This window comes from Salinimicrobium terrae DSM 17865, assembly GCF_000424665.1.
Lineage (GTDB): Bacteria > Bacteroidota > Bacteroidia > Flavobacteriales > Flavobacteriaceae > Salinimicrobium > Salinimicrobium terrae.
The window spans coordinates 112727-133932 of the sequence record NZ_KE384223.1 but is presented as its reverse complement, the minus strand read 5'-3'; the positions used below and the strand labels follow the sequence as shown (position 1 = coordinate 133932).

Annotated in this window: 16 protein-coding genes; 2 read left to right on the top strand and 14 right to left on the bottom strand. The window is 41.3% G+C overall.

Annotation, left to right across the window (positions count from 1 at the left end):
- Nucleotides 1-96: 96 nt before the first annotated feature.
- The 4 genes from H148_RS0116790 to H148_RS0116775 all read right to left on the bottom strand — a co-directional run bounded on the left by H148_RS0116790 (nt 97) and on the right by H148_RS0116775 (nt 6538).
- Complete coding sequence (locus H148_RS0116790) at nt 97-2388, bottom strand: NADP-dependent malic enzyme (RefSeq protein ID WP_029035825.1); 2292 nt, start codon at nt 2386-2388, stop codon at nt 97-99.
- Between the two features lie 135 nt (nt 2389-2523).
- Complete coding sequence (locus H148_RS0116785) at nt 2524-4956, bottom strand: TonB-dependent receptor plug domain-containing protein (RefSeq protein WP_169578596.1); 2433 nt, start codon at nt 4954-4956, stop codon at nt 2524-2526.
- 100 nt (nt 4957-5056) lie between these two features.
- Nucleotides 5057-5965, bottom strand: coding sequence for a FecR family protein (locus H148_RS0116780; protein WP_051286585.1), 909 nt, complete (start codon nt 5963-5965; stop codon nt 5057-5059).
- Nucleotides 5966-6013: 48 nt separating this feature from the next.
- Nucleotides 6014-6538 carry an RNA polymerase sigma factor gene (locus H148_RS0116775; RefSeq protein WP_029035822.1) on the bottom strand — a complete coding sequence of 175 codons (525 nt, stop codon included), beginning with the start codon at nt 6536-6538 and terminating at the stop codon, nt 6014-6016.
- Between the two features lie 149 nt (nt 6539-6687).
- Here H148_RS0116775 and H148_RS0116770 point away from each other — a divergent pair, with 149 nt between their 5' ends.
- Together H148_RS0116770 and H148_RS0116765 are read left to right on the top strand one after the other, a co-directional pair.
- Nucleotides 6688-7449 (top strand): DUF4382 domain-containing protein, encoded by a 762-nt coding sequence (locus H148_RS0116770; RefSeq protein ID WP_037325545.1) that lies wholly within the window; start codon nt 6688-6690, stop codon nt 7447-7449.
- Nucleotides 7450-7545: 96 nt separating this feature from the next.
- Nucleotides 7546-8235 (top strand): hypothetical protein, encoded by a 690-nt coding sequence (locus H148_RS0116765; RefSeq protein ID WP_029035820.1) that lies wholly within the window; start codon nt 7546-7548, stop codon nt 8233-8235.
- An 8-nt stretch (nt 8236-8243) separates the two neighbouring features.
- On the opposite strand, the gene H148_RS0116760 is transcribed toward H148_RS0116765, so the two are convergent.
- The 10 genes from H148_RS0116760 to nrfD all read right to left on the bottom strand — a co-directional run bounded on the left by H148_RS0116760 (nt 8244) and on the right by nrfD (nt 21200).
- Nucleotides 8244-10169: a trehalase family glycosidase gene (locus tag H148_RS0116760; RefSeq protein ID WP_342663265.1), complete on the bottom strand. Its 1926-nt coding sequence runs from the start codon at nt 10167-10169 to the stop codon at nt 8244-8246.
- Nucleotides 10170-10217: 48 nt separating this feature from the next.
- A complete protein-coding gene (queG, locus tag H148_RS0116755) occupies nt 10218-11153 on the bottom strand; it encodes a tRNA epoxyqueuosine(34) reductase QueG (RefSeq protein ID WP_037325570.1) in 936 nt (311 codons plus the stop codon).
- A gap of 74 nt (nt 11154-11227) precedes the next feature.
- Entirely contained in the window at nt 11228-12574 is a 1347-nt protein-coding gene (locus tag H148_RS0116750; protein ID WP_037325544.1) for a cytochrome P450, read from the bottom strand.
- Nucleotides 12575-12636: 62 nt separating this feature from the next.
- Complete coding sequence (gene ruvB, locus H148_RS0116745; RefSeq protein ID WP_029035816.1) at nt 12637-13659, bottom strand: Holliday junction branch migration DNA helicase RuvB; 1023 nt, start codon at nt 13657-13659, stop codon at nt 12637-12639.
- A gap of 84 nt (nt 13660-13743) precedes the next feature.
- Nucleotides 13744-15561: a cytochrome c oxidase subunit I gene (locus tag H148_RS0116740; protein ID WP_029035815.1), complete on the bottom strand. Its 1818-nt coding sequence runs from the start codon at nt 15559-15561 to the stop codon at nt 13744-13746.
- A 20-nt stretch (nt 15562-15581) separates the two neighbouring features.
- Complete coding sequence (locus H148_RS18200; RefSeq protein WP_051286583.1) at nt 15582-16709, bottom strand: cytochrome c oxidase subunit II; 1128 nt, start codon at nt 16707-16709, stop codon at nt 15582-15584.
- A 26-nt stretch (nt 16710-16735) separates the two neighbouring features.
- Entirely contained in the window at nt 16736-18130 is a 1395-nt protein-coding gene (locus tag H148_RS0116730) for a hypothetical protein (protein ID WP_029035814.1), read from the bottom strand.
- Between the two features lie 23 nt (nt 18131-18153).
- Entirely contained in the window at nt 18154-18876 is a 723-nt protein-coding gene (locus H148_RS18195; protein ID WP_083961714.1) for a c-type cytochrome, read from the bottom strand.
- Nucleotides 18877-18881: 5 nt separating this feature from the next.
- Nucleotides 18882-19409 (bottom strand): DUF3341 domain-containing protein, encoded by a 528-nt coding sequence (locus H148_RS0116720; protein ID WP_029035813.1) that lies wholly within the window; start codon nt 19407-19409, stop codon nt 18882-18884.
- Between the two features lie 6 nt (nt 19410-19415).
- The gene (nrfD, locus tag H148_RS18190) at nt 19416-21200 is read right to left on the bottom strand and encodes an NrfD/PsrC family molybdoenzyme membrane anchor subunit (RefSeq protein ID WP_083961712.1); all 1785 of its coding nucleotides are present in this window, start codon (nt 21198-21200) and stop codon (nt 19416-19418) included.
- Nucleotides 21201-21206: the final 6 nt, after the last annotated feature.

The following is a 21206-nucleotide window of genomic DNA, read 5'->3' as shown; positions in this document are numbered from 1 at the left end:
TTCTTTACCAGATTATTTGTCATTTAAACCTTAAACTCCCAAGGCTTTGGGACAGGATAAAGCGCATCTCTAAAATCAATATCCTTTCACTAATTCTTATTGTTCACGTTTTGCTTTTCGTTCCTTTTCCTGAGCATCAACGACTGCTACAGCGGTCATGTTCACAATTTCTTCTACACTCGCACCCAACTGCAACACATGCACAGGTTTGTTCATTCCCATAAGGATTGGACCAACAGATTCCGTTTTGTTCAACTCTTTCAGAAGTTTATAGGTACTGTTACCGGAATCAAGATTAGGAAATACGAGCGTGTTTACTTTACGACCGGCAAGCTTCGAAAAAGGGAATTTCTTTTGAAGCATTTCACTGTTAAGAGCAAAATCGGTCTGCATTTCACCATCCACAATAAGATCCGGATAGAAACGGTGCAGGTAATCTACAGCCTCTTTAACCTTTTCGGCTTTTTCATTCTGTGAAGATCCAAAGTTTCCGTAGGAGATCATTGCGATCACCGGCTCCATTCCAAAAAGTCTTACAGTACGAGCGGTCATCTGGGCAATCTTCCCAAGTTCTTTGGCACTGGGATCTATATTTACAGAGGTATCACTAATGAATAAAGGTCCGCGGGAGGTGTTCATCAGGTTGGTGGCAGCAACTTTGGACACTCCTTTAGCTTTTCCTATAAGTTCCAGCATTGGGCGGAGCACAGTCGGATAAGACCTGGAATAACCCGAGATTAAAGCATCTGCATCACCAGCGTTTACCATCATTGCGGCAAAATAATTGCGCTGCCTCATTAAAAGTTGTGCATCATAGCGGGTGACACCCTTTCGCTTCCTGGTTTGCCAATACACATCGGCATACCTGTTGCGCCGATCATTTTCTTCGTCAGATTTTGAGTCAATAATAGGCACTTCATCTGCGTGGAAGTCGATCTCCCGCATAAGTTCCTGGATCACATCCTTCCTTCCCATAAGAATAGGTTGAGCTATTCCTTCATCATGAGCTATTTGTGCAGCTTTTAAAACGTCTAAATGATCTGCCTCGGCAAAAATGACTCTTTTAGGTCCCATTTTGGCCCGGTTCATAAGCAAGCGGGTGATCTTGTTATCATTACCCATTCGCTCCAGCAGCTCTTCTTCATAACGTTCCCAGTCCAGAATAGGATTTTTGGCAACCCCGGATTCCATCGCAGCTTTAGCCACAGCAGGAGGAACCTGTGTGATCAAGCGTGGATCGAAAGGTTTTGGGATGATATAATCTGTCCCAAAATTAAGCTTGGTCTCTCCATAAGCTATATTCACCTGTTCCGGAACAGGCTCTTTGGCCAACCTTGCAAGAGCTTTCACAGCGGCCATCTTCATTTCTTCATTGATCTTTGTAGCCCTAACATCCAGGGCACCTCTGAAAATAAACGGGAAACCGAGAACATTGTTAACCTGGTTAGGATGGTCGCTACGACCGGTAGCCATAATGATATCCTTTCTGGTTGCAATAGCCAGATCGTAATCAATTTCGGGCTCCGGATTTGCCATAGCAAAAACGATGGGGCGTTTTGCCATTTTCTTCAGCATTTCCGGTGTCACCAGATTTCCTACTGAGAGTCCCAGGAAAACATCGGCACCATCCATAGCTGCCGAAAGGTTCTCATATTTTTTCTTCACTGCAAAACGCCTTTGCAAATCAGAAAGATCCTCTCTTTCTCTGTGCAAAACACCTTTTACATCAAACATTGCAATGTTCTCAACTTTTACTCCGAGTAGAACATAAAGATTAGCACAGGCAATTGCAGCAGAACCCGCTCCCGAGATCACTACTTTCACCTTTCCAATTCTTTTATTTGCAAGATCCAGAGCATTAAGCAATGCTGCCGAAGATATGATCGCGGTCCCATGTTGGTCATCATGCATCACCGGGATATCCAGATCCTCCTTTAGCCTTCTTTCAATTTCAAAAGCTTCGGGCGCAGCAATATCTTCTAGGTTAATTCCGCCGAAAGTAGGCGCAATGTTTTTTACTGTTTCCACAAAAGCATCAACGTCTTTTGTGTCCACTTCGATGTCAAAAACATCAATATCTGCAAAGATCTTAAATAGCAATCCTTTCCCTTCCATTACCGGTTTAGAAGCTTCCGGGCCTATGTCACCAAGACCAAGTACAGCAGTTCCGTTAGAGATCACCGCCACCAGGTTTCCCTTAGTGGTGTATTTATAAACGTTCTCAACATTTTTATGTATCTCCAGGCAAGGCTCGGCCACCCCGGGAGAATAGGCCAGCGAAAGATCTCGCTGAGTTGAATATTTTTTGGTTGGAACAACCTGAATTTTGCCGGGAAATGGTTTCGCGTGATATACTAAAGCTTCACGTCTTTTGCGTTCGTTCTTCATAATTTCCTGTTTAATCAGGCGACACAAAGGTAAGAGTTTGAATAATTACCAATAAAGATTAGTTGCTTTTTTAAAGTATATCACTTCTTTTAACCGGAGAAAAGGTTTAGGAAGATATTTTCAATAAGAAGCTATTTAGAAAATGATCCTGAATAAAATATTGGGAGTAAAGCCAAGTGATTTTTCATCCACTTGAATAGCTGTAGATGGATTCTCTTCGTCAACCCTGTAATATCTGTTGATTATATTTTCCCGATTCGTCAGGTTAATAACACCTGCATTAAACTCACCTTTTAGTTTTTCGGAAATTTTAAAATTGTAGGAAGCCGAAGCATCCAATCTAAAGTAAAAAGGAAAATTCACAGCATTTGGTGAATCGTAGTTCACAAACCACAAATTACCTTCTTGCCAGGTTTCCTGATCTTCAACAGGTGCAGTAAAGGGTTTTCCACTTGCAGCTTTTCCTCCTAAAGAAAAAATCAGGTTATCAAAAGAATAATTCATGGCTAAAGAAAATGAATGGCGAATGTCCAAATTGTTGGGGAAATAGGAAGATTCCAGGGCTGGAAACTCATAAGAACTTTCTGCCAGGGTGTAATTTAAATACACCTGCAAATCTTTTAATTTTTTGTTGACAAGCAGTTCCACGCCCTTGGAATCATAACTTCCCTTTGTCCTTCTAAACTCGTGTTGATCCCGGAATCCCTGTGTAGAAGTATTAATTCCTTCCACCTTTTTGTAATAGGTTTCCAGGTCCACAAACCATCCGGCAGACTTAAAATCTACTCCCATGGACACCTGATTGCTTCTTACTACCGGAAATTCCCGACCATTGGCAAGAATCCATCTTCGGTTTTCTACTCCGAGGAAATCTTCCTGCAGATCGATAATCTGACTCAAAGTCTGACTTTTCTGTTCCCCCTGAACCGTAAAATTTATTGATTGAGACACCTTATAATTAATATTTACCCTCGGTTCAAGCAGGAACTTCTCCAACCTATCCAGATAGTTGAGTCTTAATCCGCCCCTAATAAAAAATTGTTCCTGTTCAACAGTCATTTCTGTAAATACCGAATGAGATCTCAGAACATTTTTAATCCTGCTACTAAAAAATGGATTATTTACAACCTCGATATTGGACACGCCTGCTTCAGAGAATTCATATCCTCCGTGAAGAACAGATCTACTACTCAGGGAATATTTAAGACTGAGCTTAACTCCTGTTTCCAGAACTTCATTACTCTGAATAAGGCTTTGTTCTGTTGCTGTATTTTTATTCAATGCCGAAAGACTATAACGGGTAAGATAGCTCCGAAAAGTTGTCCCCAAATTTTTGGACCAGTTGGAAATTAAGGATCCACCTATAACAAGATTTTTTTGAGCAAGAGAATTGATTCTTTCTGTTGCATCTCCAGGTCCGGATAGATTCTCAATGTAATTTAATTTATTTTCAATGATAAGTCCGGTTAATCTGAACTTGTGATTATCTCTAAAATTATAGAGTATTTTTCCACTGTAATCTTGAAAGTTAAAGTCGGCTCCTTCCCCTGAAACTCTATCTCCTCCCGTAAAGACGGCCGACTCCTGAAAGGCCCTCGAAAAATAGCTGCTAAAAGTAGGGGATCTGTAAAAATTATCAATTGACCTTCTACCAGAGAGATGTACTTCCAGATTGTTTGCAAGGGGAACCTGCAAATACGCATCGGCATTTACAAGACTAATTCCGGCACCTCCGGAAATTTTACCCGTTAATTCATTTTTTGAACTTATATCAATTGTACCGGAAACCCCGCCACCAAATTCTGAACTGGTGCCGTTTTTTACGAGCCTTGCTTTATTCGTCAAACCTGGATTAAATGCAGAGATAAGACCAAAAAAATGCCCTGTTAGATACATTTTGACCCCGTCATACAATACGAGATTCTGGTCACTCGTTCCTCCCCGTATATTGATACTCGAGATTGTCTCATTTGCGTTTTCCACCCCGGGTAGAGCCTCCAGGATATGAAGAATATCGGGTTCAACCATTCCCGGCAGCGTACCAAAATTATCTGTATTAATCATAGTGGACCCATCTCTCCTCCTGCTTATCCCTGTGGTGAGATAATTAACTATAACAGACTCTCCCAGGACTTCAACAAAAGGAATCATCAAAACTTCAGGGCAATGCCTATAAGATGTGATTTCCTGCTTTAATTCTACGGGATTATATCCCAGATGCCTGATGACTATGTTTTTATCAATATCAGAATCTTTGAGAACCACCTCTCCTGCTTCATTGGAAAAATTTATTAAATCGCCATTTATATTAAATACTCCCGCCCCCGATATGGGTAAATCGGTGTTGCTATCCTTCAAGATAAAACAGAAGATTTCTTCCGTCCTGGTTTTTCTTATAGCAATATAACGATCGTTTAGCAAAATAAAGGAAAGAGAAGTTTGATCCCGTAGAAAATTCAGGACATCATCAAGCTGCTTTAGATTTGTGGGCAAATTTACCTGGATATTATCTAAATCTTTTTCCAGATAGGAGAACCGAACATCAAATTTTTCTTCCAGTTCTGGCAATATTAATTTTAAGGAAGTCTCTGTTGAAACCTGTGAATTCCCAATAAAACAACTGAAAAAAATAAGAAAGACAACAATTGCTTTAGGTTTACGCCGGCAATTATTCTTCATAGAGTACGATCTTTTTGTCAGCTTCAGTCACATATTGTAACTGTAGAGGAACTGTTACGGCCTTTAAAGCAAGTTCCATATCTGAATGACTGAAAGATCCTGTGAATAACTGCTCGAGATTCACATTTTTGGTGCTTATCTCAATATCAAATTGCTCCTCCAATTCCCTAATAACTTCCCGCAGAGGTACCGCTTCAAATGTACTTTCCTGAATAGCCCAGACAGGAATTTCTTCATTAAACTTCAAGACTTTTGAAATTGTATCCTGTGTTCCGAAAAATGCCTGTCTCTCTTTAAGAAGGAACTCCTTGTCCCCGAAAGAAACTTTAACTGCGCCTTCATAACACCACACCCGAAATTCATCGTTTCTACTTCTCACGTTAAAAGCAGTTCCTACAACTTTGACCTTTCCATTTTCTGTTTTCACTGTAAAATCTCCGCCCGTTTCCACCTTAAAAAAAGCTTCACCAACAAGCTTGATTGTTCTCTCACTACCCCAAATTTCAGGTTGATAAGATATTCGCGAATCACTATTTAAGATAATAGAAGATTCATCTGGTAAATCCAATAAAGTGATCTCGGCGGTTCCTGTTGAAATCCTCTCCTGCTTATTCAAAAAAAAGAACATCCCTGTAGCAAGAACAACTACCAAAACAGCAGCAATTTTGAGGTACATAAATCTGCCAAAAGATTCTTTGGACTCCACTTCCCCGTTATCCATTATTTCTTTTAACTTCCTGTAGTTTGCATCTTCATCAAATGCAGGTGCTTCAAAGTGAGAAGAATTTTCTACTATGGGCTTCAACTGCTGATAATCCTTAGTGATTTTAAAATCCGCCAGTTCCTCAGGAGTCAATTCCCCATTAAGCCACTTTAATATTTGATCTCTATTTTCCATGATTTCCCTCTGCTTATATAACAACCTTACCTAACTCTACCCTACCTTTTACACCTTATTATCACCCAAAGCCTCACGGAGTTTAATCAGTGCTCCCATCATTCTTTTTTCTACGGCTTTTTGGGAAATATTCAGGATTTCGGCTATTTCCCTGTATTTTTTATCATCAATCCTGTTTAATAAAAAAACCTCCCGTTGTGCATCTGTCAGGTTTGCAATTGCGTTTTGCAATTGTTCCATATATTCTTTTTCTCTGAGAATAAAATGAGGATCTTCCTTTTCAATACCATCCGAAACCTGTTGTTCTTTGTATGATAATTTTACTTTATCATGTTTCTTCACATTTAAAAAAAGATTATTGGCGGTAGTGAACAAAAAACTTTTAGCCTTGGATGGAATAATCTTACTGCAATTTTCAAAAATTCTTATAAAGGATTCCTGCACATAATCTGACGCCTGTTCGCTGTTCCCACATTTATAGTACATAAAATTGAAGAGATTTCGTGAGTGATGCTTATAGAATTCCCTAAAGACCTGTTCATTACATAGGTTCTCTTTGGAGGTATCCTTCATTGGGGGAAGTAGATTTAGAAGTTATAGGCGGGATAAATGTATTTATTTTTTTAATCTAAGGGTAGGGTAAAGGTTAAATTAATTGTTATATAGCCAAAGGGGATATCCACTACAGGCTATTCAAAAGAAATAACCCAAATAATTATACTATGAAAAATTTGAAATCTTTTATTCTACTTTTTGCAGCCCTGGCAGTAATTTTTACCGGCTGTAGTAAAGACGACAACCAGGAAAATGCACAATTATCTTTTATCATGGTTGATGCCCCGGGCGATTATCAGGAAGTGAATGTTGAAGTAACAGGCCTGGAGGTAATCATAGACGGGGAAACCATTCAGGTGGATGTTGAACCTCGTGTTTATAATCTACTGGAACTTACTGGTGGTGTTAGTGCCCTGCTTGGTGATGGTTATTTTCCTGCCGGCCAGTTAAGCCAGATAAGGCTTATCTTAGGTAATGATAATAGTGTGCTGCTTGAAGGGGAATCAGAAGAAGCAGAACTTAAAACTCCCAGTGCGCAAACTTCAGGTTTAAAGCTTAATGTTCACTACGACCTTGAAGCAGGAGTAGCTTATGAATTTATTCTTGACTTCAATGTGGATAAATCTGTAGTAGCTCTTCCAAATAATATGGGCTTTATTCTTAAACCGGTTATCAGAACCACTACCGTGGCCGAAAGTGGATCTATTTCGGGAACAGTAATTTCTGAAGAAAGTGTTCTTGTTACTGCCAGTAGTGACGCCAATAGTACAGAAGATGATATTGTTGCCTATACAGATGAGACTGGTGCATTTCTTCTTTACGGAGTTCCTGCGGGCACCTACGAGGTAACTGTTGCCGAAGTAATAATTCCAAATGTTGAAGTATTAGTAGGTGAGCGTACCGACCTTGGAGAGGTAAGTCTTGAGTAAACCTTTTAATCCGGAAAGAAGAATTCATTATTCGGTTTTTCTTTCCGGATTTATCTTTTATCTGAGTAATTTCGACAAATACAAGTAATTTTTATAATGAAAAAATTTCTGTACCTGAAGGGTCTTGCCTTCTTGCCTGTTTACCTGGTCCTACTGCTCCTAATGGGATGCCAGGAAGAGGAGTATGAAGTTTTAACCGAAGAAGAAGAACAAAGCCTGAGCAGGGATTCAGAAACTTTTGACCTTGTAATGCGAACCGCCATGCATGATGGCAGTCTGGATGATGAGATCGATAACAGCCCCTGTTTCTCTCTTATCACTCCTTATGAAATTGTTGTAAACGGTGTAAAAATTACTATAAATTCAAATTCCGATCTTGAAGAGTTTATAAAGAACAGAGGCGCGGGTAATAATTCCGGTAAAATTGAACTTCAATTTCCTCTCACTGCTACCAATTCCAATTACCAGCAAATACCCATAAATAATCCTCAACAATTACGGGCACTTCAGCAAAGGTGTCAAAATGAAGTAGCACTTGGGGAGCAGCCTGTAACATGTGCAGAAATAGAATTTCCGGTAACTGTTTTTCTCTATGACAAACAATTACAAAAGACCTTCTCAGAAAACATCTCCAATAAAGAAAGCTTTTTCCAATTTCTTTCCAATGTCAGGAATGGTCAGGTTTTTAACTTCTTCTTCCCTCTACAGGTAGAGGTTGATGGAGCCTTGATTAGCGTTGATAATAACAAAGAACTTCGTAACCTTCTCAGAAAATGCAATAATTGAATTAGCTGTTAAAAAAGTCTTTCCGGCGGCACCAATTCATCCAGCTTTTGATGATAATGCTGTGGCAGCAGTTCCATGCCCAATTGGTATGACGCATTCATCCATCCAAAGCCGGAGGTGGTGATGTAATCGAACTCCGTTCCCACATTCCCATATTCCGCATAAACTTTGTGGGTGGCGTTTACCACGTCATACTTTTCGGGAATGGTTCCGTTATAATCCACCGCATTTCTGGTGATCATATAGAGCCAGCGATAGATGAGCTCGTCAGCCTCTTCTTCATATCCATAGTCGAGCAGACCCTGCCATAGCAACATTTGATGCGGCGCCCAGCCATTTGGGTAATCCCATTGCCGCTGCACCTCACTGGTCGCAGTTTCTTCTACAGATTCTCTTGCTGTGGACAGAATTCCCCCTCTTGCTTTTAGATCTTCCATTAAGTTGGGAAGCATTTTTTTTGCCTGTTCTTCGGAAGCCACTCCACTCCAAAGCGGAAAGAAATTTGTAGCCGAAATATATCCAGTTTGCTCTCCCTTTTCAAAATTGTAATCAAAGAAACTACCCTCCTCTTCATTCCATAAATAGCGATTCATCAGCTCCTTTCGTTCCTCTGCTTTTTCCTCCCAGTATTCTGCTGAATAAGTCTTTCCTGAAGTTGCTTCGAATTCTCCGTTAAAATATTCCTCGATCAGGTATTCAAAATCTTTTTCATACTTGTACAACAGGGAATTAAGATCGACGGTGTTTAGATCTGCCGCTCTGTCCTCCAGTCTCCAGGAGGTATCGTGACCGCTTTCCCGTAAACTGCGGTCGTGCCGAAAGTATTCATCAAGTTCTTTATCCAGAATCTCGCCCGACTGGTATTTTCCTTCAAATTCAGCAACGGGTAAATTATGCTTTGCAGCGAATTTTTTAAGCACCCCCTCAAAATGTCCTTCTTCGGTTTCAGGAGGAATCCCTATCCCCTGGGCGAAATATCTGTTAAGCCCATTGTCTGTTAGCCGCTCCCCTTCAACCATCCATACCTGTTCATACTCTTTTATTGCAGCTTCCAGAGATTTCCGAAGCCATTCTTCATCCTTCTCCTCCATGGCCTCATAAACTTCCCGAACAAAAGAAGACATAAATGGTGGCTGAGTTCGGGTGAGATAGTAGGAACGGTTGGCATTGAGAATCTTTCCGTAGTGATTGATCTGGTAGACAAAATTATCAACCATAGCCTTTGCGAGATCTAGGCGTCGATCAATTAAAAGTCCTACTCCTTCAAAATAGCTGTCCCAGCCGTACATTTCATTAAACCTGCCCCCGGGCACAACAAAAGGTACGCCCTCGCCATCTTCAAGAGCTAATGACAAAAGTCCAGGTTTGTCATTAATGGATTTTACATACTGCGGAGTAATTTGCTTCGGAAGAACCACTACCTCAAAATCTTCCAGTTCCTGCTGAAGATCCTTGTAGTACCTAATTCCCACCGAATCTGTAGCCGGCACATACAACCGTTGTACATCACCTTCGGCCTTGGAGTCCTGCAGAATTCTTTCTAATCCTTCCCGGTCAATGGTACGAGTGAGATCATCCCAAAATTGTTCTTTAATGCGTCGGGAAATGCGTTGGGTCGGCGCTTCTTTAATTTTTTCAAGAGAAATCTGAAGAGTCTCCTTTTCTTCAGCCCTGGCTATGGCCAGTTCCTGAAGCAAATTCGAGAGATAGTAGATCTCTTCAATTGCTACAGAATCTTCTCCCGAACGGGGTATCAAAAATGGCACTTTTGGCTCGTCTTCTACAGTAATCTTTTTATCCCCATCTGTATCAGCCTGCTCCAGGAGGCGCTGCATAACCATATCCGTATCCAGCTGAAGTTCCTGAGCACCCGTAGAAAAATTCAGAAGGAAACAGAAAGAAATAAAGGCTAAAAATGACTTTTTTGAGATCATAACTCTTCCATTGGAACAGAAAGTTACGAATTCTCGGAAAGAAAGAGATTAGGAATCCTCTTTAAGAAACCTAATGTTCCGGGTGAGACCGCTGAATTTGGTCCGCTTAACAGCCGACTTCTTAAAAACTTTCCGGAAGGTATCTTCAGTGATCTCCTCCCAATCTTTTTTGCTCATGCTCAGCAGCTCGGGGTGAGGATTAAATAGAGGTTCGTTATGAGGTTTTGAAAAGCGGTTCCAGGGGCACACATCCTGGCAAATATCGCATCCAAAAGCCCAATCCTCAAATTTACCTTTCATTTCCTGCGGTAACTCATCCTTAAGTTCAATGGTGAAGTAGGAAATACATTTGCTGCCATCTACTTTGTATGGTTCCACAATGGCCTGAGTGGGGCAGGCGTCGATACAGGCGGTGCAGCTTCCGCAATGATCTGTTGCCGGTAGATCGTACTCCAACTCGAGGTCTACGATCAATTCAGCTACAAAAAAGAAGGAGCCTTTCTGCTTTGACAGCAATAAAGTATGTTTACCGACCCATCCTAATCCGCTTTTTGCAGCCCAGGCTTTGTCCATCACCGGCGCAGAATCCACAAAAGCCCTTCCTTCAACTTCTCCAATTTCCTGCTGCATAAACTGCAGCAAACCTTTCAGTTTATCCTTTATTACAAAGTGATAATCTGTTCCGTAAGCGTATTTGCTGATCTTATAGGAATCTTGCCGCTGTTCTTCTTCGGGATAGTAATTGAGGAGCAGGGAAATTACACTTTTTGAACCTTCAACGAGTTTTGTTGGGTCAAGGCGCTTGTCAAAATAGTTCTCCAAAAATGACATTTTTCCGTGTCTTTCTTTTTGCAGATATTCTTCCAGGCGGGGAGCTTCTTCCTCAAGAAATTCAGCTTTGGAAATTCCGCAGGAGAGGAATCCGAGGCGTTTGGCTTCGGCTTTTATCAGGGCTGTATTTCTGGTAGCTAAGGAATTACTCACGGTTCGAATAATTGCAACTACTGTGCCCAAGCTGAAAAAACAAGAGGTTCCAAAAATACCATTTTTGAGAGGTATTACTTCCGAAGCTTAAACTCCAAAATTGAATTTTCAGGTTTGAGTGAGATCAATGGCCTAATTTGTATAGGGGCGGAGGAGGAGGAAATTTCATAACGCTCCACCAGTTCGGCCACTGTCAGAATCATCTCGTACATAGCAAAGTTATTTCCAATACACATCCTTGGGCCGGCTCCAAAGGGATAATAACAGGAAGAATATTTTTTAGGATCTGTAAATCTCTCCGGTTTGAATTCCTCAGGGTTTTCCCAAAAATCTCTGTGCCGGTGGATCTCATACATAGAAAAAAGTAAAGTGGAACCTTTCGGAATTTCCAACCCGTCAAAAACATCCTTTTCATTATTCAGCCGGTCAATAAAATAGACAGGAGGATATAGCCTCATCGATTCTTCAATAACCATTTTGGTATAAGTACAGGATTGAATGAATTCAGCAAGAGATGTAGTTTCCCCATTCGCGTTTTTCACCTCCTCCAGGATCTTTTCCTGTGCCTGCGGATGTCTTGCGAGAAGTTGAGCGGTAAAAGTAAGAGCATTGGAGGTTGTTTCATGGCCTGCAGTGAAAAGAATAAGAATTTCATCTATAAGCTGCTCATTCTCCATGCTGCTGCCATCGTCATATCTTGCATCCAGCAGCATATCCAGGAGGTCATCCTGTTTTTCTCCCGAATTTCTCCTCTCATTGATGAGTTCCCTAAGGATATCCCTGGCTTCATCTGTAAGGTCTGTATGCTCTTTAATTTTTCCCGACAGGCTGAACCACCAGCCAAGATATGGTTGCCTCAATTCCTTCACCAGCATTTTCTGTGCAGCTTCTGTAATATGCTGTAGCCGGTTGATCTCCTTCTGCCCCACCGCACTGCTGAAAAGGGATTTTACTACCGTCTGGAATGCCAGATCATTAAACACCGGAAAAATGTCCACAGTTTTTCCGGTTTCTATTTTATTCAGCTCTGTTGATATAGCGGCTTTAATGCTACTTAATAAAAGTACCAGTTGCTTTTTATGGAAGGCTGGCTGGATGAGCTTGCGTTGTTTTTTCCAGTGTTCCCCTTCAGATGTTAACAAACCCTTTCCCAGATATTTTGCCATATCCTGCGTTTGGATGGGGGTCTTGGAGAAGTTTTTATGGTTTTTCTGAAGGGCATATTGGGCAAAAGCAGCATTTCGGGAGAAGATAACAGAGCTACCGGGACCAATTTTTAACCTGAAGGTGTCTCCTAGTTTTTCAAATTTCTTCCGGTGAAAGATCAGGGGATTCTCAAGGATGCGAAGAGAATTTTTGTAAAATTCCCAGGCCGGAACTGCAGGCACCTTTTTTGACTTTATGTCACTCTCTTCTTTCATGGTTACCTTCTGTGTTTTAAGACCTCACAGGATTTTAAAACCTGTGAGGTCTGACTTCCGATTTAAAATAGACCTCCTTGAATTCCACCCCTCACCCTTCCAAGGTGTTTGTAGGCAGCTTCGGTCACTTCCCGGCCGCGGGGAGTTCTTTGGATAAATCCTTGTTGGATCAAAAATGGCTCATATACTTCTTCAATGGTCTCTGCACTTTCACTAACGGCAGTGGCAAGGGTAGTGATGCCCACAGGTCCGCCTTTGAATTTGTCTATGATCGTGGTAAGAATCTTATTATCCATTTCATCCAAGCCATGGGCGTCGACATTCAATGCTTTAAGACTATATTTTGCAATTTCGATATCAATCTTCCCGTTGCCTTTGATCTGTGCAAAATCACGCACCCGTCTTAAAAGTGCATTTGCAATACGCGGGGTACCCCGACTGCGTCCGGCGATCTCAATAGCTGCTTCCATAGTGATAGGCACCTTGAGGATCTGTGCACTTCGCTGAACAATATCGGAAAGTAATTCGGTAGTGTAATATTCGAGTCGGCTGGAAATCCCGAAGCGGGCGCGCATGGGAGCTGTAAGCAATCCGCTGCGGGTAGTGGCTCCGATAAGGGTGAAGGGATTCAGGTTGATCTGGACCGATCGGGCATTAGGCCCCGTCTCGATCATAATATCAATCTTATAATCTTCCATAGCCGAATAAAGATATTCTTCTACAACAGCACTCAGGCGGTGGATCTCATCTATAAACAGCACATCCCTTTCGTCCAGGTTAGTCAGTAACCCGGCAAGATCTCCGGGTTTATCCAGAACAGGACCGGAAGTTACTTTTATCCCAACATTAAGTTCGTTAGCCAGAATATGAGCTAAAGTAGTTTTTCCAAGCCCGGGTGGCCCATGGAAAAGTGTATGATCAAGCGCCTCTCCTCTTTGATTGGCAGCTTCCACAAAAACTTTGAGGTTGTCCAATACCTGATCCTGACCTGCAAAATCATCAAATTCGAGAGGCCTTAAAGCTCTCTCGATATCCAGTTCTTCCGAAGAAAAATTTTCGCCGGAGGGATCAAGGTTTTCATTCATAAAAAGATATTAAAGAAACAAAGATAAAAGAAAAAGCCTTTTCATGTGGATGAAAAGGCTTTATACTGTTGCGTTTAAAAAGACCTAATGGTTAAGCTCTTCTTCTCCTTCCTGCAAAGGAACATTCTGCGGCGCGTAGTCCTGTCCTGCAATGACGTACTCCCCTTTCTCATTTGTTTTACTGTAGTCATAAGGCCAGCGATAAACGTGTGGGATCTCTCCCGGCCAGTTACCGTGAATAGGCTCTACAGGCGTAGTCCACTCAAGGGAATTTGAATTCCAAGGGTTTGCTGTTGCCTTTTTTCCTGCAATAATAGAGTGTATAAAGTTATAAAGGAATACAAGTTGTACCAGTGCAGTTATAATAGCAAAAATGGTGATCAAGACATTTATTTCCAAAAGGTCATCAAAGTAAGGGAAAGCAGTGTTATCGTAATATCTACGCGGTAGACCGGCCATTCCCACAAAGTGCATCGGGAAAAATACCCCATAAGCACCAATAATGGTAATCCAGAAGTGAATATAACCCAGGTTCTTATTCATCATTCGTCCGAACATCTTTGGGAACCAGTGATAGATTCCGGCAAACATTCCATAAAGAGCAGAGATACCCATCACCAGGTGGAAGTGAGCTACAACGAAATACGTATCGTGAACGTTAATATCGAGGGTACTGTCTCCAAGAACCAGTCCTGTTAAACCTCCTGTAATGAAGGTAGATACAAATCCAATAGAGAACAACATGGAAGGGTTCATTTGCAGGTTACCTTTCCAAATAGTCGTGATCCAGTTAAATGCTTTTACTGCGGAAGGAATTGCAATTAATAATGTAGTAAAGGTAAACACCGAACCCAGGAACGGGTTCATTCCCGATACGAACATGTGGTGCCCCCAAACAATTGTTGAAAGAAATGCAATTCCCAAAATGGAGGCGATCATGGCACGGTATCCAAAAATAGGTTTTCTCGAGTTTGTTGCCAGAATCTCTGATGCGATACCCATGGCAGGAAGAATTACGATATAAACCTCAGGGTGTCCAAGGAACCAGAAAAGGTGCTCAAACAGGATTGGCGAACCACCCTGGTAGTGCAGCACTTCTCCTCCAATGTAAATATCACTAAGGAAGAAGGAAGTTCCAAAGCTCCTATCCATTATAAGCATCAAAGCAGCCGACAAAAGAACCGGAAAGGATACTACCCCAATGATTGCTGTAACAAAAAGAGCCCAAATGGTTAAAGGCAAACGGGTCATCGATAAACCTTTAGTTCTAAGGTTGATGACTGTTACAATGTAATTTAAGGACCCAAGAAGTGAGGAAGCGATAAATATTGCCATTGAGACCAGCCACAGGGTCATACCGAGTCCTGAACCACCTATAGCCTGTGGAAGGGCACTTAACGGCGGGTAAATTGTCCAACCTGCAGAAGCAGCCCCCGACTCAACAAAAAGGGAACTGAGCATTATGATGCAGGAAAGGAAGAACAACCAGTAAGAAAGCATGTTCATAAATCCTGAAGCCATATCCCGTGCTCCAATCTGGAGCGGGATTAACAGGTTACTAAAAGTACCACTTAATCCCTGTGTAAGAACAAAGAAAACCATGATGGTACCATGAATAGTAACTAGCGCCAGATAAACTTCCTGGCTCATTACTCCTCCGGGAGCCCATTTTCCAAGGAAAATTTCAAAAATTTTAAATGATTCGCTCGGCCAGGCAAGCTGCATACGGAAGAAGATTGACATCGCAATCCCAATGATCCCCATGAAAAGTGCCGTAAAAAGGTATTGCTTTGCAATAACTTTATGGTCCATGCTGAATATATACTTCGTAAAGAAATTACCTTCATGATGGTGATCATCATGTGGATGTTCATTAACCGGTACGTGTCCTACTGCTGACATATTTCTTTATTCTTACTTAATTAATTTTCTACCTGTGCAAGTTCCTCTCCTGTACTTTTCCGATCCTTTTTTGCACCAATCAAATCACCAAGAGTCTCGGAATATTCCTCTTGTTCTGCCATCCAGACATTGAACTCTTCTTCGGTTTCCACGACTACCTTCATCTGCATGTTGTAGTGCGCTACCCCACAAATCTTATTACACAACAGGTAGTACTCGAAGTTATCATAATCTGTCAACGGCTCTTCCCCGAGGGCGACCAATTCCTCATTTTTTTCTCTTCGTATTTCGTTTATCCTGGCAACTTTATCCCTCATATATTCAGTCTCGTTGATAGCATCTGTTGTTACAGTGGGTGTAAACGCAAATTGAGTAATCATTCCCGGAACAACGTTCATTTGAGCTCTAAAATGAGGAAAATATGCAGAGTGAAGTACATCCTGCGATCTCATTTTAAATAGTACCGGCCTGTCTACAGGCAGATGGATTTCTGCAGTTACGACGTCATCAAGGGCGTAAGGGTCACTATTGTCAATTCCTAAAGGGTTACTTGGTTCAATAAACCTTACGTTCGCTTTTCCCAGTACATTGTCTTTTCCTGCGTAGCGGGCAATCCAGCTAAACTGTTTAGCGTAGAGTTCTACTACAATTGGATCATCTTCTTCATCTATGTCCATTATATCACTCCAGGTAAATAATCCGTAGATGATCAATCCAGCGAGCACTATCACAGGAATAATTGTCCATACAAATTCCAGCTTATCATTATCTGCGAAGAAAAGTGCTTTCTGCCCCTTCTTCCCTTTGTATTTAAAGGCAAAGTAGTGCAGCAGACCCTGGGTGATGACCTGTACAAACATAATTACGGCCATAGTGATCAAAAGCAGGTTATCATACTCTTCACCGTGCTCTGAAGAAGCAGCAGGAAGTGCTCGGTCTCCAAAACTCCAGAAGTTGTAAAGCATGAAAATATAAAAAGCGATCCCAAAGGCGAGCATCAGGTTTCCCTGAGTCTTGTTATCCTTGTCATTTGCTATCTGCGAAGAGTCCAGGGTATTAGTGTTCCTGGATAACTGGAAGATCCTTGTAAGCTGCCAAACAGTTATCGCAAATAATGCTACTACTATTATGATTAAAAATACTGTCATTTTATAATTTCTCTTTAAACAATCTTTTAATAATGATAATGCTCACTTTCTTTTATAAAAGGATTTCCTTTGGCCAGTAACGGTACTTTTGAGAGCGAATTGAAAACTACAAAAATAAACAATCCTCCAAAGAATGCCAGCGCACTAAGTTCTGGTATCCCAATGAACCATGATTCTCCAACCGTAGCGGGCATGATCATCACATAAATATCAAGATAGTGACCTAAAAGAATTATAATTCCTGTCATCACCACAAAATAATTTACACGCTTAAAGTCACTGTTCATTAACAGTAAAAGCGGGAAGATAAGATTAAGAACTACCATTCCAAAGAATACCAGCTGGTAATCTTCTATTCTCGCGACGTAGTAAGTAACCTCCTCAGGAATGTTGGCATACCAGATCAACATGAACTGAGAGAACCATAAATAGGCCCAAAAAATACTAAGTCCAAACATGAATTTTGCAAGATCATGGATATGGCTATTGTTAACAAATGGCAGGTAATCCCTTGATTTAAGATAAATAGTTACCATAGCAATTACTGTAACAGCCGTCACAAACATACTTGAGAAAACATACCATCCAAAAAGCGTACTAAACCAGTGTGGGTCAAGACTCATGATCCAGTCCCAGGACATCATAGATTCGGTGACGATAAAGAATACAAGAAATCCTGCTGAAAGCTTAAAGTTTTTCTTGTACCATCTAATATCTGTTGCCTCGTCCTGTTTTAATGAATTTCTTCTCATAAAATATCTGAAGATATTCCATCCTGCAATGTAGATCGCAGCTCTAATAAGGAAAAAGGGGACATTCAAATAACCGCTCTTGTTCCGAATGATCTCATCATGTTCAACTACTTCGGGATCCATCCAAACAAAAAGATGGTTTAAGTGTAAGCCGGAAAGTGCAAGAAATATAAAAATTATGATACTTCCCGGAAGCAGATAAGCAGTAATGCCTTCCATTACCCTAAAAAGAACCGGAGACCAACCTGCCTGGGCAGCGTATTGTACGGCATAAAAAGCAAGGGTTCCAAGAGCAATCATGAAGAAAAAGAAAGCAGCAACGTATACTGCAGCCCAAGGCTTGTTCTGTAGCTGATGTAAAACATGCTCAAGGTGGACAAGTTCGGCATCTTCTGCCATGGTATGGGATTCCTCATCCATACGCTCGGTAATTACCTGGTGCTCTGAGGGGACAAAGTCAAATCCCTCTGCATCGTCTTCCAGTTCATCCTCTGTTTGACCAGGAAGAGGCATTTCCATGGCTTCATGAGGTTCATCATGAGATGCTACAAATTCTCTTACTTCTTCAATAGTAGAAGGCGCGGCAATAAACCCGTAGACAAGGCCCAGAAGACCTACTACCATAAGTACTATAGAAAATATTTTTAATTTACTGGATAGCGTGTACATATTTTATATTATCTAGTGGGCTGTTATTCTTCGATTTCTTCAACTGGTCCTTCATCTGTGTCATCTTCCTTCACTTCCATGGGCTGTTCGGCATTTACCGGCGGCATAAGGTTTTCATCTTCACCATTTTCTCCTTCAGCTTCAACTCCAGCTTCTGCTCCTTCTGGAATCTCAAATTCACGGGCAGGACTTCCTTCAAGTTCATCTTTAAGGGTCATCACATAGTGGGTAATAGCCCATCGCTCTTCAATGGATGTTTGCGAGGCATAGGATCCCATTGCGTTTAAACCGTAATATTGTACATAGTAAACGCTACCCTCTGTAATCGCTCTACCTACATCATCATAACTGGGTATACCTAATATTTTTTCCCTTTCAACTAAAATTCCTTTTCCATCTCCTGAGTCACCATGACACAAAGCACAGTAAATAGTATATAGCGCTTTACCAGCAGCTAGAGTTTCTTCTGTATATGGAAGAGGATTGGTTAATTCTGTTTTGGCTGCAGCAAACCCTTCAGGAGAATGTTCGTAGGGAAAAGGTCTCCAGCCTCTCGACACTGTTCCTTCTACCGGAAGCTTAGCCTCCTGCTCATCAACAAAGACATCGTATGCTCCATATGGCTCATAGCTTACAGTTTCATGCATATTTGGCATGTACTGGTAGTTGGGCTTCGAGTTTTCCACACAGGAAACCACACTTAAGCCAACGATGAATAACATGGATTTTTTAAATAAACTTTTCATTGGGTTTATTTGTTATCTATTAGTTTAATTTCCGAAGCTCCTGTATTAAACAAGAATTCAGTTAGCTCCTCTGCATCATGATTACCTATTACAACCTCCATTAGGAAGTGATCATCGGTAGTTCTTACATCGGGATTTTCAGCTTTTTTGAAGGGCCACAATTTGCTTCTCATAAAGAAAGTAAACACCATAAGGTGGGCAGCAAAAAATACAGTTAATTCAAACATTATGGGTACAAACGCAGGGCTGTTCTGAATAAAGGTAAAGCTGGGCTTCCCTCCAATATCCATAGGCCAGTCTTCAATCATAATAAAATTCATCATGGCAACCGCCACCACTAATCCAATAATCACGTAAATAAAAGAGGTTATTGCCAGCCGGGTTGGAGCAAGCCCCATCGCCTTGTCGAGTCCGTGAACTGGAAACGGCGTATAGATCTCTCCAATCCTGTAACGAGCTTCTCTTACTTGCCTAACTGCCTGTAGTAGCAAGTCATCATCTGTATAAAGAGCGTGTATAACTTTAGATGCCATTATAAATTAATTTTTAAGTTGGTTTGCCTGCTGATTCCAATCTCCTCTATTCTCTGCAGTAGGGAAGTTATCTATTACCCTGTCAAGCAAAATATAATCGTCCCCAGAAAGATTGCTCACCTGTGCATAAGTATAAATACCTACCTGGTGAAGCTTTTGTTCCATTAAAGGTCCAACGCCGCCAAGCTTTTGCAGGTTATCTGCATTTTGAGTTGCAGGATCAAACACTCCAATGCGGTGAAGCATTTCATCAATTTTATCTTTATCTACCTCAGAACTAGTTAAACCTTCTGTATGAGTTGTGGGTTCGTGATCCCTCTTTTTATCGTATTCATTTCTTTTAATCCACCCTTCTTCAACATTTGACACTGGTTCTCTTACGATCGTGTTAGTATGATCTGCATGGTCTCCATGCTCCTCACGTAATTTTTTATATCTATCCCCAGAAGCTTTAAGAATTGTCTTAACCTCTGCTTGCGCGATCACAGGGAAAGTTCTTGCATAAAGCAGGAATAGAACAAAGAAGAAACCAATGGTTCCAATAAAAATCCCGATATCCACAAAGGTTGGAGAGAACATAGTCCATGAAGACGGTAAGTAATCTCTGTGAAGTGAAGTTACAATAATAACAAACCGCTCAAACCACATCCCTATGTTCACCACAATGGAAATAATAAAAGAGAACATGATACTTGTACGCAGCTTTTTAAACCACATGAACTGTGGAGAAAATACGTTACAGGTCATCATCGCCCAGTAAGCCCAGGCGTAAGGACCGGTTGCACGGTTAAGAAATGCGTATTGTTCGTATTCCACACCCGAGTACCACGCCATGAACAGCTCGGTAATATAAGCCACACCAACAATAGAACCTGTGATCATAATTACAATGTTCATCAATTCGATATGCTGGATAGTTATATAATCCTCGAGATGGGAAACCTTCCTCATAATAATGAGAAGCGTATTCACCATTGCGAATCCGGAGAAGATCGCCCCCGCCACAAAATAAGGCGGAAAGATCGTTGTATGCCATCCCGGAATCACCGAAGTGGCAAAGTCAAAAGATACAATAGTGTGTACAGATAATACAAGAGGAGTAGCCAAACCGGCCAGAACAAGTGACACCTCTTCAAAGCGTTGCCAGTCTTTGGCACGCCCACTCCACCCAAAGCTTAATATTCCGTAAATATGTTTTTGAAAGGGTTTTACGGCTCGATCTCTAATCATGGCAAAATCTGGCAGTAATCCTGTCCACCAGAAAACTAAAGAAACTGAAAGATAGGTGGAGATCGCGAATACATCCCAAAGCAGGGGAGAATTGAAATTTACCCAAAGGGAACCGAACTGGTTTGGAATAGGAAGTACCCAATAAGCCAGCCATGGACGCCCCATGTGAATAATAGGAAACAATCCAGCCTGAACAACCGAAAAGATTGTCATAGCCTCTGCAGAACGGTTAATGGCCATTCTCCATTTTTGGCGGAAGAGTAATAGAACTGCCGAGATAAGTGTACCGGCGTGACCAATACCTACCCACCATACAAAGTTGGTGATATCCCACGCCCAACCTACTGTTCTGTTTAATCCCCAGGTACCAATTCCTACAGAAACCGTATAAATAATACAACCCAATCCCCACAGGAAAGCTATAAGCGCAATAGAGAAAACTATCCACCATGATTTGTTTGCCCGCCCTTCAACAGGAGCAGCAACATCTACCGTAACATCATGATAAGTCTTATCGCCAAGAACTAAAGGCTTTCGAATAGGTGCTTCGTAATGAGACATATGCTT

Bases quoted from the DNA above. Each gene is read 5' to 3' on its own strand.
- H148_RS0116790 (WP_029035825.1), bottom strand. From the start codon at position 2,388: ATGAAGAACGAACGCAAAAGACGTGAAGCTTTAGTATATCACGCGAAA.
- H148_RS18195 (WP_083961714.1), bottom strand. From the start codon at position 18,876: ATGAAAAGTTTATTTAAAAAATCCATGTTATTCATCGTTGGCTTAAGT.
- H148_RS0116760 (WP_342663265.1), bottom strand. From the start codon at position 10,169: ATGATCTCAAAAAAGTCATTTTTAGCCTTTATTTCTTTCTGTTTCCTT.
- ruvB (WP_029035816.1), bottom strand. From the start codon at position 13,659: ATGAATGAAAACCTTGATCCCTCCGGCGAAAATTTTTCTTCGGAAGAA.
- H148_RS0116765 (WP_029035820.1), top strand. From the start codon at position 7,546: ATGAAAAAATTTCTGTACCTGAAGGGTCTTGCCTTCTTGCCTGTTTAC.
- H148_RS0116720 (WP_029035813.1), bottom strand. From the start codon at position 19,409: ATGGCATCTAAAGTTATACACGCTCTTTATACAGATGATGACTTGCTA.
- H148_RS0116770 (WP_037325545.1), top strand. From the start codon at position 6,688: ATGAAAAATTTGAAATCTTTTATTCTACTTTTTGCAGCCCTGGCAGTA.
- H148_RS0116775 (WP_029035822.1), bottom strand. From the start codon at position 6,538: ATGAAGGATACCTCCAAAGAGAACCTATGTAATGAACAGGTCTTTAGG.
- H148_RS0116780 (WP_051286585.1), bottom strand. From the start codon at position 5,965: ATGGAAAATAGAGATCAAATATTAAAGTGGCTTAATGGGGAATTGACT.
- H148_RS18200 (WP_051286583.1), bottom strand. From the start codon at position 16,709: ATGACAGTATTTTTAATCATAATAGTAGTAGCATTATTTGCGATAACT.
- H148_RS0116730 (WP_029035814.1), bottom strand. From the start codon at position 18,130: ATGTACACGCTATCCAGTAAATTAAAAATATTTTCTATAGTACTTATG.
- nrfD (WP_083961712.1), bottom strand. From the start codon at position 21,200: ATGTCTCATTACGAAGCACCTATTCGAAAGCCTTTAGTTCTTGGCGAT.
- H148_RS0116740 (WP_029035815.1), bottom strand. From the start codon at position 15,561: ATGTCAGCAGTAGGACACGTACCGGTTAATGAACATCCACATGATGAT.
- H148_RS0116750 (WP_037325544.1), bottom strand. From the start codon at position 12,574: ATGAAAGAAGAGAGTGACATAAAGTCAAAAAAGGTGCCTGCAGTTCCG.